Origin of the sequence: Bartonella sp. AA168HLJHH, assembly GCF_042197365.1 — a bacterium.
Lineage (GTDB): Bacteria > Pseudomonadota > Alphaproteobacteria > Rhizobiales > Rhizobiaceae > Bartonella.
The window spans coordinates 252,357-277,184 of sequence record NZ_JBHIRS010000002.1; the positions used below are offsets into that span (position 1 = coordinate 252,357).

At 38.2% G+C, this 24,828-nt stretch carries 22 protein-coding genes and 1 pseudogene; 7 read left to right on the forward strand and 16 right to left on the reverse strand.

Translation table 11 applies throughout. From position 1 onward, the window contains the following. The first annotated feature begins 45 nt into the window (after nucleotides 1-45). Nucleotides 46-924: a protein-disulfide reductase DsbD domain-containing protein gene (locus ACFINM_RS02945; RefSeq protein ID WP_375640296.1), complete on the forward strand. Its 879-nt coding sequence runs from the start codon at nucleotides 46-48 to the stop codon at nucleotides 922-924. Nucleotides 925-950: 26 nt separating this feature from the next. Here the strand turns inward: ACFINM_RS02945 and rnhA are convergent, their stop codons facing one another. The 4 genes from rnhA to cyoE form a co-directional block, all read right to left on the reverse strand. Further along, nucleotides 951-1,418, reverse strand: a complete 468-nt coding sequence (rnhA, locus tag ACFINM_RS02950) for a ribonuclease HI (RefSeq protein ID WP_375620656.1) — start codon at nucleotides 1,416-1,418, stop codon at nucleotides 951-953. 5 nt (nucleotides 1,419-1,423) lie between these two features. Next, nucleotides 1,424-2,383, reverse strand: coding sequence for a homoserine kinase (locus ACFINM_RS02955; protein WP_375640301.1), 960 nt, complete (start codon nucleotides 2,381-2,383; stop codon nucleotides 1,424-1,426). Next, the gene (gene ispH, locus ACFINM_RS02960; RefSeq protein ID WP_375640306.1) at nucleotides 2,383-3,438 is read right to left on the reverse strand and encodes a 4-hydroxy-3-methylbut-2-enyl diphosphate reductase; all 1,056 of its coding nucleotides are present in this window, start codon (nucleotides 3,436-3,438) and stop codon (nucleotides 2,383-2,385) included. Before ispH ends, ACFINM_RS02955 begins: the two co-directional genes overlap by 1 nt. 182 nt (nucleotides 3,439-3,620) lie before the next feature. Then, nucleotides 3,621-4,556 carry a heme o synthase gene (cyoE, locus tag ACFINM_RS02965; RefSeq protein WP_375640311.1) on the reverse strand — a complete coding sequence of 312 codons (936 nt, stop codon included), beginning with the start codon at nucleotides 4,554-4,556 and terminating at the stop codon, nucleotides 3,621-3,623. A 343-nt stretch (nucleotides 4,557-4,899) separates the two neighbouring features. Between cyoE and ACFINM_RS02970 the strand changes: the two genes are divergently transcribed. Beyond that, a complete protein-coding gene (locus ACFINM_RS02970; protein ID WP_375640316.1) occupies nucleotides 4,900-5,439 on the forward strand; it encodes an invasion associated locus B family protein in 540 nt (179 codons plus the stop codon). Nucleotides 5,440-5,549: 110 nt separating this feature from the next. After that, complete coding sequence (gene tldD, locus ACFINM_RS02975) at nucleotides 5,550-6,974, forward strand: metalloprotease TldD (RefSeq protein ID WP_375611127.1); 1,425 nt, start codon at nucleotides 5,550-5,552, stop codon at nucleotides 6,972-6,974. 507 nt (nucleotides 6,975-7,481) lie between these two features. Here tldD and ACFINM_RS02980 read toward each other — a convergent pair. The 8 genes from ACFINM_RS02980 to ACFINM_RS03015 all read right to left on the reverse strand — a co-directional run bounded on the left by ACFINM_RS02980 (nucleotide 7,482) and on the right by ACFINM_RS03015 (nucleotide 16,110). Continuing rightward, nucleotides 7,482-8,735 (reverse strand): class I SAM-dependent RNA methyltransferase, encoded by a 1,254-nt coding sequence (locus tag ACFINM_RS02980; RefSeq protein WP_375620652.1) that lies wholly within the window; start codon nucleotides 8,733-8,735, stop codon nucleotides 7,482-7,484. After that, nucleotides 8,732-9,475 (reverse strand): TlyA family RNA methyltransferase, encoded by a 744-nt coding sequence (locus tag ACFINM_RS02985; RefSeq protein WP_375620651.1) that lies wholly within the window; start codon nucleotides 9,473-9,475, stop codon nucleotides 8,732-8,734. The genes ACFINM_RS02980 and ACFINM_RS02985 overlap by 4 nt, the downstream gene beginning before the upstream one ends. A 16-nt stretch (nucleotides 9,476-9,491) precedes the next feature. Next, a complete protein-coding gene (dxs, locus tag ACFINM_RS02990; protein ID WP_375620650.1) occupies nucleotides 9,492-11,399 on the reverse strand; it encodes a 1-deoxy-D-xylulose-5-phosphate synthase in 1,908 nt (635 codons plus the stop codon). A 241-nt stretch (nucleotides 11,400-11,640) separates the two neighbouring features. Further along, nucleotides 11,641-11,895, reverse strand: coding sequence for an exodeoxyribonuclease VII small subunit (locus ACFINM_RS02995; protein ID WP_375611123.1), 255 nt, complete (start codon nucleotides 11,893-11,895; stop codon nucleotides 11,641-11,643). Between the two features lie 7 nt (nucleotides 11,896-11,902). Further along, a complete protein-coding gene (gene ribB, locus ACFINM_RS03000) occupies nucleotides 11,903-13,006 on the reverse strand; it encodes a 3,4-dihydroxy-2-butanone-4-phosphate synthase (RefSeq protein ID WP_375620649.1) in 1,104 nt (367 codons plus the stop codon). Between the two features lie 15 nt (nucleotides 13,007-13,021). Further along, nucleotides 13,022-14,110, reverse strand: a complete 1,089-nt coding sequence (gene aroC, locus ACFINM_RS03005; protein ID WP_375620648.1) for a chorismate synthase — start codon at nucleotides 14,108-14,110, stop codon at nucleotides 13,022-13,024. A 148-nt stretch (nucleotides 14,111-14,258) separates the two neighbouring features. Continuing rightward, a complete protein-coding gene (fabI, locus tag ACFINM_RS03010) occupies nucleotides 14,259-15,077 on the reverse strand; it encodes an enoyl-ACP reductase FabI (protein ID WP_375620647.1) in 819 nt (272 codons plus the stop codon). A 127-nt stretch (nucleotides 15,078-15,204) separates the two neighbouring features. Beyond that, nucleotides 15,205-16,110 (reverse strand): DnaJ C-terminal domain-containing protein, encoded by a 906-nt coding sequence (locus ACFINM_RS03015; RefSeq protein ID WP_375620646.1) that lies wholly within the window; start codon nucleotides 16,108-16,110, stop codon nucleotides 15,205-15,207. A 325-nt stretch (nucleotides 16,111-16,435) separates the two neighbouring features. On the opposite strand from ACFINM_RS03015, the gene pdxH reads away from it, so the two are divergent. Beyond that, nucleotides 16,436-17,059 carry a pyridoxamine 5'-phosphate oxidase gene (gene pdxH / locus ACFINM_RS03020; RefSeq protein ID WP_375640321.1) on the forward strand — a complete coding sequence of 208 codons (624 nt, stop codon included), beginning with the start codon at nucleotides 16,436-16,438 and terminating at the stop codon, nucleotides 17,057-17,059. Between the two features lie 238 nt (nucleotides 17,060-17,297). On the opposite strand, the gene ubiA is transcribed toward pdxH, so the two are convergent. Then, entirely contained in the window at nucleotides 17,298-18,302 is a 1,005-nt protein-coding gene (gene ubiA, locus ACFINM_RS03025; RefSeq protein ID WP_375620644.1) for a 4-hydroxybenzoate octaprenyltransferase, read from the reverse strand. Nucleotides 18,303-18,392: 90 nt separating this feature from the next. Between ubiA and purD the strand changes: the two genes are divergently transcribed. After that, entirely contained in the window at nucleotides 18,393-19,667 is a 1,275-nt protein-coding gene (purD, locus tag ACFINM_RS03030) for a phosphoribosylamine--glycine ligase (protein ID WP_375640326.1), read from the forward strand. A 1,084-nt stretch (nucleotides 19,668-20,751) separates the two neighbouring features. On the opposite strand, the gene ACFINM_RS03035 is transcribed toward purD, so the two are convergent. The 3 genes from ACFINM_RS03035 to ACFINM_RS03045 all read right to left on the reverse strand — a co-directional run bounded on the left by ACFINM_RS03035 (nucleotide 20,752) and on the right by ACFINM_RS03045 (nucleotide 23,798). Then, complete coding sequence (locus ACFINM_RS03035; protein ID WP_375628324.1) at nucleotides 20,752-21,279, reverse strand: DUF6101 family protein; 528 nt, start codon at nucleotides 21,277-21,279, stop codon at nucleotides 20,752-20,754. Nucleotides 21,280-21,423: 144 nt separating this feature from the next. Continuing rightward, nucleotides 21,424-22,833, reverse strand: coding sequence for an FAD-binding oxidoreductase (locus tag ACFINM_RS03040; RefSeq protein ID WP_375629535.1), 1,410 nt, complete (start codon nucleotides 22,831-22,833; stop codon nucleotides 21,424-21,426). 2 nt (nucleotides 22,834-22,835) lie between these two features. Further along, nucleotides 22,836-23,798, reverse strand: coding sequence for an L-threonylcarbamoyladenylate synthase (locus tag ACFINM_RS03045; protein WP_375629538.1), 963 nt, complete (start codon nucleotides 23,796-23,798; stop codon nucleotides 22,836-22,838). Nucleotides 23,799-24,075: 277 nt separating this feature from the next. Between ACFINM_RS03045 and ACFINM_RS03050 the strand changes: the two are divergent. Together ACFINM_RS03050 and ACFINM_RS03055 are read left to right on the forward strand one after the other, a co-directional pair. Then, nucleotides 24,076-24,356: pseudogene (locus ACFINM_RS03050) on the forward strand (type II toxin-antitoxin system RelB/DinJ family antitoxin). 9 nt (nucleotides 24,357-24,365) lie between these two features. Then, nucleotides 24,366-24,638, forward strand: a complete 273-nt coding sequence (locus tag ACFINM_RS03055; protein WP_375640341.1) for a type II toxin-antitoxin system YafQ family toxin — start codon at nucleotides 24,366-24,368, stop codon at nucleotides 24,636-24,638. The last annotated feature ends 190 nt before the right edge of the window (nucleotides 24,639-24,828 follow it).

Below are 24,828 nucleotides of genomic sequence, written 5' to 3' on the forward strand. Positions count from 1 at the left end.
TGATAAAAGTTTGTTCATTTAGCACACTAGGAAAATAAAACTCCAATGAAAAAAAGTCGTATATTTACAAATTTACAAAATATCGCAACTTTCTTTTATAAAAAGCTTTTAGTTACTTTAAGCTTAACATTCATAGTTTTAGAATTACTTAACATTCCTGTAAATGCTCAAACAGAACAAAAACTCCAGCTTTTCGCAACATCTTGGTATGAATCAGATGGTGGTCGTATCCGATTAGCGATCACTGAACCTTCTCTTTCTGGAATAAGAGAAGGCATTATTGAAATTGAGCTTAAACCAGGATGGAAAACTTACTGGCGTAATCCAGGTAATTCTGGCATGGCACCATTTTTTAATTTCAACCAACAGATTTCTTATGAAATCTTTTATCCTACTCCACAGCTTTTTGAAACAGAAAATGATTGGTCATTAGGTTATAAAGATAAAGTAATATTGCCCTTCAATCTTTCTGGTTCAAGCAAAAATTTAAGTGGTGCTTTCACTCTTGGATTATGTAATAAAATCTGTCTTCCATTTACTATTAACTTTGATTTTTCGCCATCTGTTCTTAAAAATAAACAGCTTCCTGCTTCCTTCTTAAAAAAGGCGCAAGATTCTTTGCCCCGCATGATGCAGAATGCACTAAAAATAAGTGCCGAAAAAAATAACAGTACCCTTCTTATAAAAATACAAAATAACAACAAAACCACTCCTTCCTCTCTCTTTTTAGATGGAGGAGAAATGCAAATTGGAGCAGCAAGAAAAGTCAGTGATAACGCAGAATATACACTCTTCAGTGCTCCACTCTATTTCACACCAGAAGAAATAAACCAAAAAATTTTTTATACAATTTCTTTTAAAGATCACGCCTTAAGTGGAACATTCATATTCCATACGCAGCCAACCCCTCTTGCGTCTCCATGATAAAAGAAAAAGCTCTCAAAAAGCAATTATGCTGGAAAACGTCCATTTTCACGATATTGAGTAATTGCTTTGCGAGCAAGGGCATCTGCGCGTTCATTTTCTGGATGTCCCGCATGCCCTTTTACCCAGTGCCATCTAACTGTATGACAAGAACTAGCATCCTCAAGAGCTTGCCATAGCTCCATATTTTTAACAGGATTTTTTGATGCAGTGCGCCAATTATTCTTTTTCCAATCTTCAATCCACTTAGATATACCGTTACGTACATAAACTGAGTCTGTATAAAGATCGACCAAACAGGGCTCTTTAAGCGCCTTTAATGCACAAATTGCCGCCATGAGTTCCATTTGATTGTTTGTCGTATGGACCTTACCGCCATAAAGCTCCCGTTCATGACCATTCCAGCGTAAAATTGCCCCCCATCCTCCAATTCCAGGGTTCCCTGAGCAAGCACCATCTGTATAAATTTCAACGACTTTTTGTGGAGTTGCCATAAAATTTAAAAACCTAATTCACTTAGCGAATTTACATTACTGAAAAAACAAAGCTTGTGCCAATACTCCCATGGATCTTTCTTAATAACAAAGCTATTAGGCGGTGTATTAAACCAATCATATAGACGTGTGAGTAAGAAACGTAGAGACGCACCACGAGCTAATAAAACCATCTTGTCCAATTCTAAAGGGATCAATGGTCTTATTTTTTGATAACTTTCCAATAACTTACGTGCTTTGGTAAGATTATAGGAATGATCAGGCTCAAAGCACCAAGCATTTAAACAGATCGCTAAATCATAAGCAAAAAAGTCATTACAAGCAAAATAGAAATCTATCATCCCAGAAAGACGATGATTCACAAAAAAGACGTTATCATTAAATAGATCTGCATGAATAATGCCTATTGGTAAATTGAACGGCCAATTTTTCTGTAAAAAAGCCAATTCCAACTCAATTTTTTGTCCAAATTCTTTTAACAATGCATCTTCTTTGGTTTGACAACGTTGCCACAAGACCTTCCAATCCATAACAGAAAGAGTATTTTTACGACTAAGTGTAAAATCCTGTCCTGCTAAATGCAATTGTGCTAACCCCGTCCCCACTTCGCCACAATGATCTATATTGGGCTGGCGGATCCACTCTCCTTCCAGAAAAGTAATAATAGCGGCAGGACGTCCTGCTAATTCACAGATCATCATTCCATCATTTTGAATAACAGGTTGAGGACAAGGAATTCCACGCTGTCCTAAATGCTGCATCAAGCGACAAAAAAAAGGTAAATCATCTTTTGAAATACGCTTTTCATAAAGTGTTAAAATAAATCGCCCTTGTGTTGTCTCTAACATAAAATTAGAATTTTCAGTCCCCTCCTCTATACCTTGATAAGACAAAAGTGATCCTATTGCATAACGTGTTAAAAACACTTTTAAATCATTTGGGTGAATATCTGTATAAACGGCCATTATTCTGCTTTCGTTGTAGATATGTTTGTATTCTGATTTTCATTTTTTGCACTATTTGCTTGACCATTGACGAAAGCCATATCTTGAGACGTTAAAATGACGTCACGTAATTCGCGACTCACTAAAAATTTTTCCGTTTCTACCGCTGTTTCAGCTAATTCTATTGTGACATCATAACGCTCACGAAATGCTGAAATAATTTCATCAATAATAATTTCAGGAGCCGAAGCCCCTGCTGAAAGACTGACAATAGAAAGAGATTTTAGGTTTTCAAAATTAATTTCATCAGCGCGCTGAACTAAAATAGCTTGCCGCGCACCAGACTTTTCGGCAACCTCTACTAAACGTCGTGAATTAGAAGAATTTGGTGCTCCAACAATCAAAAACAAATCGCTCCCCTTTGCAGCTGCTTTAACCGCATCTTGTCGATTCGTTGTAGCATAGCAAATTGACTCAGCCGCTGGGGCTGCTAATGTAGGAAAACGTTGTTGTAATATATCGATAATTCCTGCAGTATCTTCAACAGAAAGCGTTGTTTGTGTCACAAATCCTAATTTATCTGGATCATTGGGTTGATAATGCAAAGCATCTTCTATCGTTTCAATAAGCGTCACAACTCCTTCTTCAAGCTGTCCCATTGTCCCTATCACCTCAGGATGACCAGCATGACCAATCAATATAACATGACGACCATGACGTTGATGTCGTATCGCTTGTTTATGAACTTTCGAGACCAACGGACATGTTGCGTCAAGATAAAACAAATTATAGTATCGTGCTTCTTCTGAAACAGATTTTGGTACACCATGAGCAGAAAAAACAACTGGTTGATTGCGATGTTCTTCTGGAATCTCATTAAGTTCTTCGACAAAAACAGCACCCCGTTGCTGTAATCCCTCAACCACGTAGCGGTTGTGTACAATTTCATGACGGACATATACTGGAACACCATATTTTTTTAATGCAAGCAGAACAATCTGGATAGCACGATCAACCCCTGCACAAAATCCACGTGGACCACAAAGACGTATCGTTAAAGGGGGAAGTCCAGACATAAATCATCCTTAATCTCTATAGTTTTAGCTATATATTCAAACAACCTATTATTATACATGAATAAGCAATGTAAAAAAACGTGCAATATCATCTTTTACATAAGAACACACTCTATCGTGTTTTCTTACAGCATTTTCTTGAAGAAAAGCTCTTTTAAAATTTGCTCTTTCATTTTACGCAACTAAAGAGCGATAAAATACCAAACAAGAGATTCAATCAAAAGAATTCCAAAGATAGCTGCCAAATACAGTAACGAAAAGAAAAACGTTTTTTTGGCCATCAAAATAGTTTCATTATGTGTATCAGCTTTCCATAAACGATAGGCAAAATAAATAAAGATAATGCTTAAAATTGTTGAAAAAATACCATAAAAAATTCCGCCAAGACCAGTAAAGCAAGGAGCAGCAGCACACAATGCCATCAAAATAGTATAAAATAAAATCTGTTTTTTTGTTGAATGTTCACCTCGTACATTAGGCATCATAGGGATACCTGCAGCCTCATAATCAAGAGATGAAAATAAAGAAAGAGCCCAAAAGTGAGGGGGGGTCCACATAAAAATGATTAAAAATAATAAAAAGCTATCAATACTCACTGTCCCTGTTGTCACGGCCCATCCAATCATTGGTGGAAAAGCCCCAGAAGCACCACCAATAACAATATTTTGTGGTGTGATACGCTTTAACCAAATTGTATAGATAACGACATAAAAGAAAATCGTAAACGCAAGAAAAAATGCCGCAAACCAATTAATGAAGCTCCCCATAACCAATACCGAGAGCATAGAAAGAACCATGCCAAAAATAAATGCCTTTTGGGAGCTGATTTTACCCATGGGAATAGGACGCTTTTTAGTCCGTTCCATCACAGCATCAATGTCAGCATCATACCACATGTTCAGTGCTCCCGCACCACCGCCACCAGCAGCAATACATAAAATTGCTAAAAAACCATACCACGGATTGATAGGAACAGGCGATACAAGCAAACCAACCAGAGCCGTAAAGACCACAAGAGACATAACACGTGGCTTTAATAATGTGATGTAATCACCAATACCGGATTTTGGTGGCGTTGATTTATCATTCACAACCGATAACTCTTCTGAAACTGACATTCCACTCAAAGCCCTTTTCCATTTCTGTCATTCACAAACCCAATATTATCTGACAAATATTATCTAGCGTATGGAAATAACCCATTAAGACCAATCGTATTTTTGAGAAAATATAAAATATCTCTTTCGCACGTATCCCCTAAAAGTAAATGGAAATATTGGCAATAAAAATACATTTTTTCAATCAACGTTCTCTCCACATTACAAATGTATCATAAAAATATATCATATGAATTAATATATTTGGGTAAATACTGATTTTGTGTTATAGTTTTTTATAGGGAATTCATTTTTTATGTAAATCTATGCACGGTTGTGGGTGTTGAGTCGGATAGGATTTTCTGTGATACTTTATAAATTACTCAAAAAAACTTTTTTTATTGGTGCTGTTCTTTACACACTTTATAGTAGTTTTATCAGTCATGCATTTGCACAAACACCCTATGCACAAGATGTTCCTGCTCCGCAAACCTATGGTGCATGGACAAAAGTGTGTTCTCTACCACCAGGTACACCTAACATGCAGTGTGAAATTGTACAAAACGTTCACACACAAGGGCGTCAAGATATTACCTTGCGCGTTACATTTTATAAACTTCCTCAAAAGCAAGGTGCTTTGATGCGTGTTTTTGTTCCGATTCGCGTTGAATTACGTCCTGGCGTTGGAATTAAAATTGACGATAAAAATATGGGCAGAATGGAATATCGTCGTTGTCTTGGTGATAATTGTGTTGCTGAAGCCTTTCTTAAAGAAGACATATTGCAGCTCTTTTTAAAAGGAAAAATGGCAACCTATTTTATCTTTACAACTCCTGAACAAGGGATTGGAGGTTTTGTTGACCTTCATGGTCTTGGCGACGCCTATGCAACCTTACCGACATGAATGAAATCAATACATTTTAAACAATCAAAATCTCATCGTATATTTTGAAAGATTCTTAAAATTAGATTGATAAAAATCTTCGAAGCCCCCATACAAATAGGATAATTCTTATGAAATCGCTGATTGATCATTTTGATATTGCTTCCTCTAAAGTGCAATCACTTATACAGGAAACACTTCATCATGCTGATGATGGTGAGCTTTACCTTGAGTATACAGAAAGCGAAGCTCTTTTATTTGATAATGGACAGCTTAAAAACGGCTCATTTCATCAAGATATGGGATTTGGACTACGCGTTGTTGCTGGAGAGGCTACTGGATATGCTCACTCTAGTGAGTTATCAGCTGCTGCACTCAAACGTGCCAGTGAAGCTGCTAAAGCTGTTACCTATAATAATCATGCAGGGACTTATAGCATAGCACCTCAACAAACAAACAAAAGGCTTTATCAACCGCATAATCCCCTTGATGCTCCATCATTTGAAGAAAAAAGTGCTCTTTTGCAAAAAATTGATGCCTATTTACGTGCTAAAAATGATAAATTGCATCAGGTGACTGTTTCTCTTTCCGGCTCGCTACAACATGTTGAAATTTTACGTGCAGATGGTTATTTGGTTCGTGATATTCGTCCCCTTGTGCGACTTTCTATATCTGTGGTCGCAGCTGAAGGCAATCGTCGTGAAAATGGTTTTTATGGATGTGGAGGGAGACAAGCATTTAACCAATTTATTCATGAAGACAATTGGAAAAAAGCCGCGGATGAAGCCTTACGTATGGCTTTAACAAATTTAGAAGCAGAAGCAGCACCTGCTGGATCTTTTGATGTTGTCTTAGCTAACGGATGGCCTGGTGTTATGCTCCATGAAGCCGTAGGTCATGGTTTAGAAGGTGACTTTAACCGTAAAAAAACATCGGCTTTTGCTGGACTTTTAGGACAACAAGTTGCAGCAAAAGGTGTTACAGTTGTTGATGATGGAACAATTCCACAATGCCGTGGCTCTCTCACTGTCGATGATGAGGGGACCCCTTCAGGATATAACGTTCTCATTGAAGATGGAAAACTCGTTGGTTTTATGCAAGACAGGCTTAATGCACGGCTTATGGGAGGTAAATCAACTGGAAATGGACGGCGTGAATCTTATGCTTATGCACCAATGCCACGAATGACCAATACAATCATGCTAGGAGGAGATAAAACACCTGAAGAAATCCTTTCTTCACTTAAAAGTGGTATCTATGCTGTTTCATTTGGTGGAGGACAAGTTGATATTACTTCCGGAAAATTCGTCTTTGAATGTACTGAAGCATACCGAGTAGAAAATGGCAAAATTTGTGCACCAATCAAAGGTGCAACTCTTATTGGAAATGGACCGGATGCTATGAAACGTATCACAATGATTGGTAATGATAGTAAACTAGACAATGGTATTGGTATGTGCGGAAAAGCAGGGCAAAATGTCCCTGTTGGTGTTGGTCAACCTCATCTTCGAATCAATAATATGACAATCGGTGGGACTGCGCTTATAGAGGAATAAGCTTGCTCATTCCTTCCCAGTATTGCCTCCTTCTCGTCTATTACGACCATTTTGTGAGGGGGAGATTACAATGAATTGATTTATAAAGATAATCTAGCGTTATTCATATTGTATTAGAACCTTGAATACCGCAAGATTCTCTCATTTTAAATCTGTGTCTGTTGGATCAATCAAAATCATTCGTTTATACGTTACAGGCGGGGAGAGTTATATGGATAAAAACTGTACAAGAAAAGACTAAAGATTCCTCTTATGGGGCGTCTCAAGTGCCAAGAGTTTTAAGAAACATTAGGGGATGGCAAATATAACGACGGCACAGGCTTATTCAGACACATCTTTTTCGTAAGATATTAGTCTTTTGTGTGGGGTAACTTGTCTTTTATATTCATAATAAAAAAGACTTTCTACATTTAGTGCTCTTAAATCAACGAGAAAAAGGTTATTATTATAGATAAATTTTGGAGAGATTTTATAATAATACTCAGGTAAACTTTTAAAAAAATTAGGCTAAAGTTTCCAACCTTTCTTTTTTTTCTTTTTGCTCAAAACAGCAACAATTTCGACATGTGGTGACCATAAAAATTGATCAATCGGTATGATTTTTTCTACTGTATACCCCCCTGCAACAAGAAGAGATAAATCACGAGCAAATGTAGTAGGATTACAAGAAATTGCCACAACACGTGATACTATAGTCTTCGCTAATTCACGTACTTGTTGCTCTGCACCAGCACGGGGAGGATCAAAAACAACACTCTCAAAACATTCAAGTTCCTTTACAGAAAGGGGATGTCGGAAAAGATCACGTTTTTCACAAGTGACCGTTTTTAAACCAGTCGCAAAACGTGCTGCTGTATTTAGATTTCTTAATGCATCTTCATTATTTTCTACTGCATGAACATTCATCTTTTTTGCCATACGCAAGGTAAATGTTCCTACCCCTGAAAACAAATCAACAGCATTCTTTGCTTTTTTTAAATGAGTCAAAATAATATTGCCCATTATATTTTCAGCTTCACAAGTTGCTTGCAGAAAACCACCAGAAGGAAATTCAACACGGACATCTCCAAAGTAAATCTCTGGTTTTTCTCGTTCAACCAAAACTTCACCGTCAACAGATAAACGTATAATCCCATATGAAAGAGCAGCACTGATCATTCTCTGACGAAGTGATTCATGGTGTATAATGCAACCGCTTAAAGCAACATCTAAACCATTTTCAACACATGTTATCGTAACATGAAACCGTTTGGCAGAGCTCTTTAGAAAAGCACAGAGCTCTCTGATATTATGCAACTGAGAAATAAGCTCTGGACGGCTTACTGGGCATTCCTCAAGAGCTACAATCTCATGAGAGAGATAACGGTTAAAACCAACTTTTTGCCCCTGTGGGGTCATGGATGCTGTTAGAGTAATCCGCCGTCGGCTATAAGGTTTACATTCTATTAAAGGCGCAACAACATTATTAAGTCCATACTTTTTAAGCGCCTCAACAACCAATTGTTGTTTCCATACGCGATAAGCATCCATATGCCAATGCTGAAGAGTACACCCTCCACATTCTCCAAAATGCTGACAAAGAGTATCAATGCGTTCTGATGATTTTTCTTTTAATGTTATATATGTTGCATATTTTCCATGAACAGTAATTTCAGCACACTCTCCTGGTAAAGTAAAAGGAACAGAAACGAAGCCGTGAGACGTCTTAGCAATACCATAACCATTTGCTCCGATATGATCGATTATGACATTGTCATTCACTCTTGTTTTTCTCCGAATAGTAAATATTCCACGTTGCCATCACCACCTGTAATAGGGGAAGAAATTAAACCTTTTGCACTCCACCCTGTTTGTATATTTAACCAAACAAAAAGCGCCTCAGCAGTTTCTTTAGCACTTGATGGACTTAATATTCCTCCCTTACTAAAGTGTTTACGACCAACCTCAAACTGAGGCTTTACCAGTAAAACAGCTTGGGCACCCTTCTTGGCTAAAGACAACACGGGAGGCAATGCAAGTTTGAGCGAAATAAAGCTAACATCTGAAACGATAAGATCAATTTCTCGCCCACCTAAATGTTCCTGTTTAAAATCTCTGACATTCAAGCCTTCTAATAACGTTATAGCACTGTTGCCCAATAAACGTTTATCAAATTGATGATGCCCAACATCAACGGCAATGACATGATCTGCTCCACGCTCTAAGAGAACTTGCGTAAAACCACCTGTTGATGCACCAACATCAATGGCTGTCACTTTATCTGTTATAATTGGAAATGCATCAAGTGCAGCAATCAATTTTAACGCTGCCCGAGAAACATAATTCTGCGCTGGATCACAAACGGTAATCTCTGCATCATCAAAAACGATTTGCCCAGCTTTAAAAACGATTTCTCCGTTAACTTTAACAGTTTGGCGCATAATTGCATCACGTGCGCGTGAACGTGTCGTAAAAAAGTTTTTTTCAACTAAAAGAATATCGAGTCTTTTTCTGGAAGCCATCTCATACTCGAATTTTCTATCCTGTTCGAATCTCGCGTCCCAAAACAGCAAAAACCGTGTTTAAAATACCCATAGCGTCAAGTCCGACACGTGAAAGAACTTTTTCTGGTGAACCATGATTCAAATATTCATCAGGAAATTTTAGTGTACGAACTTTCAAACCATGCTCTAAGAGCCCTTCTTGCGCTAAAAATTGTAATATGTGCGCTCCAAATCCACCGATTGCCCCTTCTTCAATTGTCACCAATACCTCATGCTCACGTGCCAAACGACGCATCAAATCTTTATCTAAAGGTTTTGCAAACCGTGCATCTGCAACCGTTGTAGACAATCCTTCAACCTCCAACGCATCAGCAGCTTGCAACACTTCTGACATCCGCGTTCCAAAACAAACCAAAGCGATTCTATTTCCTTCACGCAGAACGCGCCCTTTTCCAATTTCTAATAACTCACCACGTTGCGGTAAATCTATACCAATCCCCTCACCACGCGGATAACGAAAAGAAATTGGTCCCTGATCATAAGCTGCAGCTGTACGCACCATATGCATCAGTTCAAGCTCATCAGAAGGTGCCATAACAACAAAGTCAGGAAGAGTGGCCAAAAAAACAATATCAAAACTTCCAGCATGTGTTGCACCATCTGCCCCCACAAAACCTGCTCGGTCAATAGCAAAACGTACCGGTAATTTTTGAATTGATACATCATGAATAATTTGATCATAAGCACGCTGTAAAAAAGTAGAATAAATTGCAACAAAAGGCTTATACCCTTCACAAGCAAGTCCTGCCGCAAAAGTTACGGCATGTTGCTCAGCAATACCAACATCAAACATTTTTTCAGGAAATTTTTTCGCAAAAGAATCAAGGCCTGTCCCTGTTGGCATCGCTGCTGTTATGCCAACAATCTTATCATCATTGCGAGCTTCTTCTATTAAAGCTTTAGAAAATACCTTGGTATAGGGTAGAATATTACTTGATGCTTTTACCTGTTTTCCTGTCGTGACATCAAAACGATTAACACCATGATATTTATCAGACGAGGCCTCTGCAGGTGGATATCCCTTTCCCTTATGGGTTACAACATGCACCAAAACAGGACCATTAGGATATTCACGAACATTTTTAAAAACAGGCAATAAATGCCCCAAATTGTGCCCATCTATGGGTCCAACATAATAAAAGCCAAGCTCATCAAATAAAGTTCCCCCAACCAAAAGTCCACGCGCAAATTCCTCTGAACGACGAGCTTTATCCAAAAAAAACTTTGGCAATTTTTCGCTCAACATCTTTACGCGTTCACGCAAATGACGATAAGAAGGACGAGACACTAATCGTGCAAGATGTGCACTCATAGCACCTGTAGGTGGTGCTATAGACATATCGTTATCATTAAGAACAACAATCAAGCGTGCATTCAAAGCACCAGCGTTGTTCATGGCTTCATAAGCCATGCCCGCAGACATTGCACCATCACCAATGACAGTTATGATATTGCGTCTTGTCTCTGCTTTCAAAGCACTTGCCACTGCCATACCAAGCCCCGCTGAAATAGAAGTAGACGAATGCCCCGCTCCAAATGGATCATACACACTTTCTGAACGTTTTGTAAAACCAGATAATCCGCCCTCCTGACGTAATGTGCGAATTTTTTCTCTACGCCCCGTTAAAATCTTGTGTGGATAGGTTTGATGACCAACATCCCAAATAATCCTATCCTCTGGTGTATTAAAAATATAATGTAATGCAACAGTGAGCTCAACAACACCAAGTCCCGCCCCAAGATGACCACCTGTTACAGAAACCGCATCAATTGTTGCGGTCCGCAACTCATCAGCCAACTGTACCAAATCAGACTCAGGCAATGCCCGCAAATCTTGCGGAAAACAAACACGGTCAAGCAATGGTGTTAAGACCTGAGACAAAAAAAATCCTTCCTATTATCTTAACTCAAGAAAACACAATGATAAAAATATATCTTCTCTACTCTTTTATTTACAGTTTTGCATCTTTTTTACTGAAAAATGCTCTTTTCTATTTGAGATGAGCTATAATTTCCTCATTTTTAACTTATTTTATAAAAAAGAAATCAATAAAACTTTCTGTTTATAAACTAAGGTTATTGCTTCTCTTAAGTCCCACAATAAATATCCAAAAAGATTTAAATTATTTAGCATCAAGTGGTTCCACTCCTTCTGGAAAACCTTCTTCTGAAAGCTGGATTTTTTCAACTTTAGCTTCAGCAACTCTTAAGAGTTTTTCACAATGCTTTTTAAGCGCTTCACCGCGTTCATAAATATCAATGGATTGTTCCAAAGGCACATCGCCACGTTCCAAATTTTCGACAATAACTTCAAGTTGCTTAAGCGCTTGCTCAAAGCTTAAGGTCGTAATATCCCCCTCTTGTATCTCTTTTTTCATATGAACCTCAAAAAATATCTGTTCTGGATATACGAACTCCAAAACCTTCCAAACCTACATAATGATGCTCTTTAGAAGCATAAATAATAACAGAGCCTATTCCTAAATATTTTAAAATTTGTGACCCTAAACCAATTTTGCGCCATTCTTCTTCGCGTTCAATCGCCTGCACATGGTTTTCTGAATTGTTTCTTGTCATGTTTTGAATACCAACAGTTGATTGTATAACAGATCCTTCACGCAAATAAATAAATACGCCACGTTTTTCTTTTTCCATCATACGCCGCATCATCACCATAATATCTGAAGTTTGACAAAAAACGTCACTTATAATGTTTTCATGATGTAAATGCACAGGAATATTCTCACCCTCACGGACATCACCAAAAACAATTGCAATATGCTGAACGACTTCCCAAGGGAGTTGATAACTTTGAACAATAGCGGGACCTACGAATGTTTCAATAGGCATTTCTCCAACATGCTTGATCAATATTTCCTTACGTTGGCGGTAAGCGATTAAATCTGCAACCGTTATAATATGCAACCGATGTTCTTGCGCAAATTTCATAATCTGATCGCCATGTTTAACGCTTCCATCATCATTAACTAACTCACCGATAACACCAACCGGCGGCAAATTAGCTAATTTACATAAATCAACAGCGGCCTCCGTGTGACCTGAACGCATAAGCACTCCCCCTTCATGCGCAATTAAAGGAAAAACATGCCCTGGACGAACAAAATCATCCGCACTTGCATTTGAATTCGCAAGATTACGTACAGCTAATGTACGGTCATGTGCTGAGATCCCTGTTGTTATGCCGTGTTTAAAATCAACAGTAACCGTAAATTGCGTCCCATGTGCAGAGTTATTATCTGGTACCATAGGAGAAAGATTAAACCGTTTTGCTTCTTTTTTTGGCATAGGTGTGCACACAATACCTGTTGTGTGACGAAGAATAAACGCCATCTTTTCTTCTGTACAATGCGCTGCAGCAACAGTTAAATCACCCTCATTTTCACGGTCATCATCATCTGTCACCACAACAATTTCACCGCGTTCAAAAGCTTTAAGTGCAGAAACAATTTTTTTTTCATCATACGCCATTGTTCACCTTTTCAATCACCCAACTTGACCGCGATGTCTTAGATAATGGTCAGCAATAGCACAAGCAACCATCGCTTCACCAACAGGAACGGCACGAATCCCAACACATGGATCATGACGTCCCTTTGTTATAACGTCTATATCATGACCATCAACATCAATGGAACGACGAGGTGTTAAAATTGATGAAGTAGGCTTTACAGCAAAACGCGCAACAATTGGCTGTCCACTCGATATTCCCCCTAAAATACCACCAGCATGATTGGATAAAAAAAGCGGTTTTCCATCATTTCCCATTCGCATTTCATCGGCATTTTCTTCTCCCCTCAAGCGGGCTGCCGCAAAACCATCACCAATTTCCACACCTTTTACCGCATTAATCGACATAAGTAACGAGGCAATATCTTGATCAAGCTTTGCGTAAATAGGGGCTCCTAAACCTGCCGGAACATTTTCTGCAACGATCTCAACAACCGCACCAACAGATGTCCCCTCTTTACGGAGTTTACTGATATAGTCACTAAAAATGTGAACCATCTCTGCATCAGCTGTAAAAAAAGGATTATTATCAACCTCTGACCAATCCCAACGATCACGATTAATATTATGAGGACCAATTGCTATCACTGCTCCTCGTACACTCAAACCAGGAACGATTTTACGAGCAAATGCACCTGCTGCAACACGTGCTGCCGTCTCCCGTGCCGAAGCACGTCCCCCGCCTCGAAAATCACGAATGCCATATTTAATATCATAAGTATAATCCGCATGTCCTGGACGATACTGATGAGCAATTGCTCCATAATCTTGAGAGCGTTGATCTGTGTTTCGAATCAACAGAGAAATTGGTGTACCTGTTGTCACCAATGTCGTTCCATCGTCTTGAACAACAACTCCTGAAAGGACCTCTACTTCATCTGGTTCTCGGCGCTGCGTTGTGTATTTTGATTGTCCTGGCTTGCGTTTATCAAGATAAGCTTGAACTTCTGCAAGAGTAAAAATAATTCCAGGTGGACAACCATCAATGACACAACCAAGAGCAGCACCATGACTTTCACCCCATGTTGTTACACGAAACAAATGACCAAATGTATTATGCGACATGAAAAAAGATCCATTTCTCTGTCAAATATATACAACGATAACGTATGTTGTGTGCTATACACAAAACAGCTCTTTTCTCCCAAATACTCTTGGACACCTTAAATTTGGTCAAATTACTGCTGTCTAATAAAATCTTATAAACCAAACTTTATTCTTTAACGACAGAAATGTCTGGGGCATCAACTGCTTTCATACCTATGATATTATAACCCGAATCGACATGATGGACTTCACCGGTAACAGAACGAGACAAATCTGAAAGAAAATAAAGCGCAGAATCACCAACCTCTTCAATTGTTACCGTACGACGTAATGGAGCATTATATTCATTCCATTTTAAAATATAACGAAAATCACCAATACCAGAAGCCGCTAACGTTTTAATTGGTCCAGCAGATATAGCATTAACACGAATATTTTGGGGACCTAAATCTACCGCTAAATATTTCACGCTCGCTTCAAGAGCGGCTTTGGCAACCCCCATTACATTATAATTGGGAACAACCTTTTCTGCACCATAATAGGTTAGTGTCAAGATTGAACCACCATCTGGCATCAATTTTTCTGCACGCTTCGTTAGAGCTGTTAGCGAATAAACGGAAATATTCATGGTCATCATAAAATTTGATTCGCTGATATCAATATAACGACCACTTAATTCATCTTTATCAGAAAAACCAATAGCATGAACTAAAAAATCAAGTTTTCCCCATTTCTTCTCTATTTCTCTAAAGACCGTATCAATAGAGACACTGTCAGAAACATCACAATGTCCACAAACAAATCCATTTAATTCTTCAGCCAAAGGCTCGACACGCTTTTTCATTGCTTCACCCTGATAGGTAAAAGCAAGCTCTGCCCCTGCGCTACTTGCCGCTTTAGCGATTCCCCAAGCGATGGAGCGATTATTGGCCAACCCCAAAATTAAACCACGCTTACCGTACAATAAACCATTACCCTTAGCCATCAGCACTGCCCCATTGTTACTTAAAATTAGTATTATTCACCTGCCTATGACACAGGTCAACTTTTTCTTCAAGCAATTGGTTTAAAATCAAACAAAAACTACGCTTTTATATATAAAATTTTTAAAATTAATCTTGTTGCATTTGCAAAAACTGTTCTAGTGCGGCGGCATTTTCATCTCCCGGCAACATAATGCGAACATGCACATAAAGATCATCTCTTGTACCATTTTTTAAACGAAGCCCTTTCCCTTTCAACCGTAAAACGCGATCAGAACTTGACCACGCAGGAATCGTTAAAACCACACGCCCCTCCAACGTCTCAACTTCTTCTTTTGCTCCCAAAACAGCATGTTTGAGAGAAACTGGTAAATCAAGATGGAGTGCTCTTCCTTCAACCCGAAAACGAGGATGTTTTTGAATCTGAATGGTTATTAACGCATCTCCTGCTTGCCCGTGAGGTACCTCTTCTCCCTGACCTTTTAAACGAATAGTCTGTCCGTCTTCAATATAATCTGGCAGTTTAATTTTTAACTTTTTTCCATTTGGAAAAACAGCTTCCACCTTTTCTGCGCCAACCATCTGCTCTAATGTTATGGCAAGATTAGCACGAACATGTGCTCCTTGTTGGGGACGGTTATAGTGTGTAGAATTCGAAAAGCTACCTCCTCCTCCAAACAGATCCCGAAAAATATCACTCGCATCAAAACTTGCACCACCTGAAGAGGAAAAATCAAATCCCTTTGCTCTTCCTGAAAAGGGATTTTGTTTATTGCTAAAATTTTCACCAGCACCATAGGCTTGATAAAGCGGTTTTCCTTCCATATCAATTTCACCGCGGTCAAATTGTGCCTTTTTATCTTTATCACCTATAATTTCATAGGCTTGATTAATTTCAGCAAATTTCTCTTTAGCCTTTGTATCATCTTTATTATGGTCTGGATGATATTTCTTCGCTAATCTTCTAAATGCCGATTTAATCTCTTGCGATTTTGCGGTACGTGCCACACCCAGAATCGTGTAGGGATCACGCATATTGCCCTCTTTTCAATTTCTTCGTTTTCAAAATATCAACTGATACGTTGTTCAATATCCCTTATAGCTTCATCAGTCTATTCTAAAGAATAATTTCTTCTTTTCTCTTTATATGTCTATCAATAAACTAAAATACCAGATAAAATGAGATATTTATTTAATATAGCTCCTTGTAGTCTATGCTAAAGTAAAAATAATTAAACTACCATAGAAATACACGATAGCATTGGCTTTTTGAAAATAAGAAAAAATGGTACTGTGACTTCTTGATGATAAAGTAAATGAGAAAATGCCTCACCCATGCTCACTGATATTTGGAGAAACTATGAGCAAAAAAATACCAACAGATGATCATTTTATGCAAATGCAAAAACCTTTTGAACTTTTCGCAAAGTGGCTTGAAGAGGCAACGATAAGTGAAATAAATGATCCGAATGCTATGGCATTAGCAACAGTTGACGAAACAGGACTCCCTAATGTTCGTATGGTTCTCCTCAAAGACTACAGTCCCCAAGGCTTTGTCTTCTATACCAATTATGAAAGCTGTAAAGGACAAGAAATTTTAAAATCAATGAAAGCATCCTTAGGTTTTCATTGGAAATCACTCCGTCGTCAAGTCAGAATTAGAGGAATCGTTGAAAAAGTAAGTCAACAGGAAGCCGATGCCTATTTCCAATCGCGACCACGTGGTAGTCGAATTGGTGCATGGGCCTCTAAACAATCTCAACCTTTAGACAATCGTTTTGTGCTCGAAAAAGCAATTGCTCAATATACTGCGCGTTATGCTCTAGGCAATATTCCACGACCACCTTATTGGTCTGGGTTTCGTGTTAAACCCCTTACTATAGAGTTCTGGTGCGATCGCCCATTTCGTTTACATGATCGTCTGCTTTTTACACGGGATTGTGTTGAACACAGCGATTGGAAAAGACAAAAACTTTATCCCTAATCCTTCAAACTTCATCGTTATGAAGATTTTTTCTTCGCAACAATTAAACAAATATTTTTTATTCGAAAAATTCTAAAAGAAGCTGATTTATTTTATTTAAATAGAAGAATTTTATTTTCACTGTAAAGGTTAATTGGTGATATTTTCTACTGTATTGCTTAAAAATAGATTAGCAACAAGCTTATTAAAAAAAAACATACTGTATTCAGTAGAAACTATGATTTTAGCTAACTTATTTTTAGACCGCAGAATAAAATATCATCCATATACCCCCACATACTAAACCAGCAAAAATCACAAAACCAATAAGCGAATTAGATTTGAAAAGCCTGAGGCATTGTGAACTATCATCTATATCAATGACTTTAATTTGAATAAACATATGGATGCTTGCCACAAAAATCCCAAAAAAACTAAGAACAGGAACTCCAGCTAAATAAAATGCTAGACTAACGAACATCACAAAACCACCATACAAAAATACTAAAGCACGCTTGGTTGCTTTACCAAAAAGAAGAGCCGTAGAACGGACACCAACAGTAATGTCATCTTCTTTATCTTGATGTGCGTAGATTGTGTCGTATCCTATGGTCCACAAAATTGATCCCACATAAAGCAAGATTGGTGCCCAGCTTAAACTTCCAAAGACAACAGCCCACCCCATTAATGCCCCCCAATTAAATGCAACGCCTAAAAAAAACTGCGGCCAATATGTTACGCGTTTCATAAAAGGATAAAATGCAACAGCTATCAATGACGAAATACCTAGAAAAAAACTAAACCTATTAAATTGTGATAAAACAACTAAACCAACTAAACATTGCACAAGTATAAAAACTCTTGCTTGCAACCGACTCACATGACCTGTCGGCAATGGGCGAGAACGTGTCCTTTCTACCTGAGCATCAATTTTATGGTCAATAAGATCATTCCAAGTACATCCTGCCCCTCGCATAGCAATAGACCCCAGAAAAAAAAGAAAAAGATACCAAACCCAATGAAGAAACATTGATAAAAGAGTATCGTAATGCATGTTATAAGAGAAAAAAGCCATTGTTGTTGACCAAAAACAAGGCCACATCAACAATTGCCAACCGATAGGCCGATCCCAACGCGCCAATTGCGCATAAAACCATAAAGAACGGGGAAGGAAGCTGTAGACCCATTGTTTGGAAGATGCATCCATAACCCGTCCTTGGCTATCATAGGACTGAACATGCGCGATATTTTTATTTTTTTTCATCAAATGATTTACCTTTGGTCTTGCGATAGAGACATTTCATTCTTATGAGAAGGGGATGAGATTAATTATCTTTTATGAGAGGAGCAAGCAATGAATATTCTTCTTATTGGCTCAGGTGGACGAGAACATGCTTTAGCATGGAAAATAGCAGCATCACCACTGCTAACAAAGTTATATTGTGCTCCTGGAAATCCTGCAACAACAGAATTTGGTGAAAATATTAATTTGAACATTGATGACCATCCCCTTGTTATTGATTTTTGTAAAGCACATTCTATTGATCTTGTAATTGTAGGACCAGAAGCACCCTTGGTGGCGGGTATAACAGACTCTCTTAATAGCGCTAACATCTGTGTATTTGGTCCTACTCAAAAAGCTGCTCAACTAGAAGGTTCAAAAGCCTTTACAAAAGATTTATGTCGGAAGAATAACATTCCTACAGGAAGTTACCAATGCTTTAATGATGCCTCTAAAGCTAAAGCTTACATTCAGCAACAAGGTGTTCCCATTGTTATTAAAGCTGATGGCTTAGCAGCTGGCAAAGGTGTCGTGGTTGCAACAACTATGGAAGAAGCGTTTAACGCAGTTGATGCCTGCTTCAAAAGTACATTTGGAGATGCAGGAAACAAAATTGTTGTAGAATCTTTTCTTGAAGGTGAAGAAGCAAGCTTCTTCTGCCTTTGTGATGGTAAAGTTGCTCTTCCTTTTGGATCTGCTCAAGATCATAAACGTGTAGGTGATGGGGATACTGGAGCAAACACCGGTGGTATGGGTGCTTATTCACCAGCGCCCATCATGACCCAAGAAATAGTGAATCGTACTCTCAAAGAAATTGTTGAACCAGCTTTAATAAGCATGAAAGAAATGGGCGCCCCCTTTAAAGGTATTCTCTTCGTCGGATTAATGATAACGCAAAAAGGACCCGAATTAATTGAATTTAACGTACGATTCGGTGATCCTGAATGTCAAGTTTTAATGATGCGCCTCAAAGATGACATTTTGCCAATTTTTCTTGCTGCTGCTCAAGGAAAACTTGAAAATAAGCCTCTTCAGTGGTCTGAAAAAGCTGCTCTCACCGTTGTTATGGCTGCTAATGGTTATCCAGACTCTCCCCAAAAAGGTACTGTTATCCGTAACGTTGATCAAGTAAACTCTCTTCCCGATGTGAGAGTTTTTCAAGCTGGTACAGTGTTGCGTGATGGAGAACTCATTGCAAATGGTGGACGTGTTCTCAATATAACTGCAACAGGAAAAACGATTACGCATGCACAAAAACGTGCCTATGAAGCTGTTGATTGTATTGATTGGCCAGAAGGTTTTGTTCGTCGAGATATCGGATGGAGAGCCGTTGCGCGAGAAAATTAAATCCTTTGAATATTCTTTTTTTACGATTTTCTTATTTTATATAAGAGCATGACACACAAATTTTCTCACTGTTTTACGTTGGCCATAATTTTGAAAAAATAAGTGTGCTTTCCTTTGAACAATCAAATATTGTAAATAGGATATCTACTCATGATAAAATAGGAAAATTTTCTGAATCTGAAGATGTAATATAAAATAATCATTTTACTGTTGTCTTTACTTTAAACGCATTTTCTCATCATTTTTATAAACACTTTCTTTCTTATAAAATCCTGAGGAAAAACGTATATACTATCATTTCTTTTATTTATCGCGTTTTTAGTGAAATTCCGCTTTTACGAAAAATAAAATGCCCAAAAAAGATAGTTATGTTATTCACATACAAATTCTTAAACAATATCTCTCATGCTTATCATTCCCATTTTACGACACTACCTGCAAATAGTATAAATCCATTCTGCCAGCTTTCTGGAATAAAAATAAAAACCTATACCATCATTGTATTTTCCAATTCTCAATATTACGATAACCCTTTCTATCTAAATGATTTTGATTATAAAAGAGAGATGAAATAAGAATATTCTGAAATATTCAAAGCTTTCATTCAACATGGAGAAATGATTTATAAAAAAAATTCAAAAACACTTCCAGTAATCTTCTGGTGTTTTTAATAATGTGGCAAACACCCAAAATTATACCGCAAAAAAACAGTTTCTATTGTTATGAAAACCGTTTTTACCTCTCTGAAAAAAGCGTTCTACATCATCGATTCCTGCTGCCAATGTATGGTGTCAAAAAACTCTCATTTACAATCATTGACTTTCTCTTTGTTTTCAAGAACCAAAAGTCACACCAAATCCCGTCTGTAAAGGTCTGAATTCTCATTAAGCGGGTTCCTCTTGCTTCCCACTCATATGCTGCACTTACACAAAGACCTACAAGCAAACTTAGAATATTCGCCATATCTTCTAAAAACACTTCATGTGTGAAGTTTACATGCCTTATGTTACCTCCCCAAACAACGATGTTTTACAGCACAACAAGATAAATGCTGACGGTCGTACAAAAATGAATGCATATTAATTTACTGGAGTGCAATTCGATTCGCAATCACCAAACGCAAGCCTAACGGATTGCTATAACGAAGTAAAAAATGCTTTTGTTTAGAATGTGCTGTTGTACCAAAAAATCGATGTAAATCAGAACGATCTTTTACAACCAGAATGCGATTATCTTCATTGATCATAAGCATGGGAAGGCCATAAGTATCCGCCCATAACCGCCAATCCAGAAGAACATTATTCAAATCTCTGGAAACCAAAAGCGGTATACAAGCTTCCTCATCGGCATGAAGTAATTCTAATGCAACAGCTCTTTCTCCTGAACGCGTTTTTACGGTACGTGCTGCAATTCCTTGAAAATGATAAGGGGGTATTAAATGCGATAAGCTTGAAGGCATATCCGTTTTAAAAGAAACACCACGCTCATTTAACGAACAAATAACCTGATTACCCGTTTTGGATGAAAAATATGTCGTCGTTTGTGGCAAATGGCACGGATCTAACCGAAATTCAAGCACCGCTTTTGCCTGATTAAAGCATTGATTAGCCATATACATTATCCCAATTTATCTTAAATAACATACACCCTTTAGCAGCTTTTTCTCATTGGATTATTAAAAGTTTGAATAAAAAACAACTGGTTTCTTTTTTGGTTATTAAAATCTAAACAAAAATGCATGATCACCATTCTTGAATTATAATACTTTTCCAGGATTCATTATCCCTAAAGGATCGAGTGTTTTTTTAATCCCTTGCATAATATCCAATGCGACAGGCGATTTAAAAGAACGAAGTTCTTCGCGCTTAAGCTGACCAATTCCATGCTCAGCAGAAAATGCACCTCTATAGTCCACCACTAAACTATGAATGCGATGATTCATTGTTGACCATAACTGCAAAAACACTGTCGTATCAGCTCCTACAGGTTGTGTAATATTATAATGTAAATTTCCATCGCCCATGTGTCCAAAACAAATCACCCGTGCTCCTGGAGCAATATCTTCAACAATAAGCGCTGCCTCAGCAATAAAATCAGGAATAGAAGCAAGTGGGATTGCAATATCATGCTTAATGGACCCTCCTGCTAACTTTTGTGCTGATGATATACTTTCTCGTAATTGCCAAAAAAAATCTTGCTGTTTTAAAGATTGCGCAACAACTGCATCTTCTATCACCGCATTCTTTAAAGCTTCTTCTAAAATAGTACTCAATACCGATAACGCCTCATCATTGCCTTGCAACGATGAAATGTTCATTAATACATACCATTCATGTTTCCGCTGAAGAGGAGGCTTCTCACACATCTTATAATCTAAAGCCATTTGCAAACTGAGATTTCCCATGAGCTCAAAACCTGTCAACATCCCTCCTCCATATTCTTGAGCCAGAGATAAAAACTCTAAAGCCTTCGCCGGACTATATAATCCCACCAAAGCAACAGCTTTTCCTTTTATTTTTGGAAACATCTTCAAAACGGCTGCGGTTATAACTCCCAATGTGCCTTCTGCACCAATAAAAAGATCTTTTAAATCGTAACCGCTATTGTCTTTTTTAACAAAACGCAAATCATCTAAAATACGCCCATCCGGTAAAACAACTTCTAAACCAAGACAAAGATCACGCATATTGCCATAAGCTAAAACAGCTGTCCCTCCAGCATTCGACGAAAGATTGCCTCCTACTTGGCAAGAACCTTCAGATGCCAAAGAAAGAGGGAAAAAACGACCTGATTCATCCACTTTTTTCTGTAAATCCTGTAAAATAACACCAGCCTCTACAACAACAAAATTTCCCTCAAGATTTATAGCTCTAATCTTATTTAATCGCTCCATGGATAAAAGAACGCTCCCTCCTCCTTCATCTGGTTGTTGTCCCCCCACAAGCCCTGTATTTCCACCCTGTGGCACAATCGGTGTGCGCGTTTTGCTCGCTAACTGCATAATCGATGAGACCTCTGCGCAAGAAGATGGACGTAAAAGTAAAGGTGTTTTTCCATGAAAAAGCCCACGCTCTTCAAGCAAATACGGTGCAATCAAAGCTTGATCCGTTATAGCATGCTTAGCACCAACAATTTCCCTAAACCCTTCAATTAATTCCTGCTCCATGTTCATTTCTCCTTTGGAGCCGCAGCCCGTATAAGACGATCATTGATAGCCTCTCCTAATCCGTATGATGGAATAGGTTCTACTGCGATACATCTCACTTTAAATGAATCTAATTCCTTCATATATTGAAATAAATGAGAGGCTGCCTCTTCCAACTTTCCATCTTCGCTAAGGTTTAAAATAGAAACGGCATTTTCAGCCCCCATAACACGCTTTGAACCAAATGCTAAAAGCGCTTCACCATTTTCCACCTTTTCTACATTCAAACGAACCGTAGCATTGGGAGCATAATGTGATTTTAACATCCCAGGAGCTTCAATCGCCGCCCTTTGATCTATCCGTTTTAAAGGCTTCCCCACAACCTCTTCAATTTCATCAGCCGCAAGCCCCCCTGGACGCAAAAGATAAATATTTTCACCACAAATTTTAATAATCGTTGATTCCAGCCCTATTTTAGCAGGTCCTCCGTCCAATATCAAAGGAACAGATTCCCCCAAAGATGCAAAAACAGCCTCAGCTGAAGTAGGGCTAAGACGCCCCGATTGATTCGCACTAGGAGCAGCAAGTGGACGGCCAAAATGTTGTACCACTTCCGCAAAACGACTGTCTGGAAAACGAACAGCCAAGGTATTCAAACCAGAGGTTGTTAAAGGATGGATATTATGCTGTTCCTTTAAAGGCAAAACCAATGTCAAAGGCCCTGGCCAAAATTCCTCTATTAATTGGCGTGAAAGAAAGTCAATTTTAACATAACGTTCCGCCATTTCGATGCCGCTAACATGCGCAATAAGAGGATTAATTTGTGGACGACCCTTTGTAGAATAAATAGAAGAAATTGCCCTCCCATTGGTTGCATCGCCCGCTAATCCATAAACAGTTTCTGTTGGTAACGCTACTAACTTCCCTTGTTCAAGAAGCGCTATTGCCTCTCTTATCGAAGCACTATTGAGTGGTAGAATCGTCATGACACATCATTTCTATAACACTCTTTTAGTGATATTATGCTCTTTTTTATTCATATATCACATTGATTTATATGTTTTTTTAAGTATGTGGTTCATAAATAAAGGTTAGGGAATAGGATTTTCCAATATTCTTCTACAGAACATATCTTATTCTTCTAACTTTCTCTAATAATTTTTTGAATTTTGCTAAGTTCTCTTGTGAAAAGCTATTGTTGAAACTCTTGACATAGACTTAACGTGCAGTACATTGTACTACAATTAAATAGGGGATTTAGAAATGGGAAAAATTCAAGCCCGCATACCTGATCAAGTTCAAGAAATTGCAAGTGCAGTTATTAAGTCTACGGGTTTAACTGTATCGGATGCAGTACGCATGTTTATGACCCGCATTGCTAGAGATCGAACATTACCGCTTGGATCTTTCAACCAAATCCGGAAACATTACGAGCTATCGAGGATGCCGAAATGGGATGCGTCGAACGTACATCATTAGACAGCTTAAGGACCATGATACGCGAAGATAGAACCGAAATGCGTAAATCTGAAAAGAAAACCTAAGCTTGCTATATTGTCTATACGCGTTCATTCCGGTCTGACCTTAAACGTGAAAGCAAAGGTAGGTATGCTAATACACTAGAGAAGGATTTGCTGCTTGTGGTCAAAGCGTTAGCGGAGAATGAACCGCTAAAAGCGCATTGGAGAGATCATGCGCTAACAGGTCAATGGCGCAATTGTCGTGATTGTCATATCAAGCCAGATTTAGTTTTGATCTATCGAAAGCCGAATACCAAAACACTAGGGCTCTTACGACTTGGTTTGCATTCTGAACTACGCTTATGATTGGATCTCCAATTCATAGTAAAAAGAATTTTTCGAAGTTTTTGCTTGTATGACAGTTTTTCTAATTCTTTGAGAACCACTGCTTCAAATGAGCGAAGATGTTGTCTATCGCATCCATGAGGCGTGCAAAATCAAGAATAAGCAAAAAAAGAAAAAATGCTATCCACTTCATCAAGCGAGACATCATTTT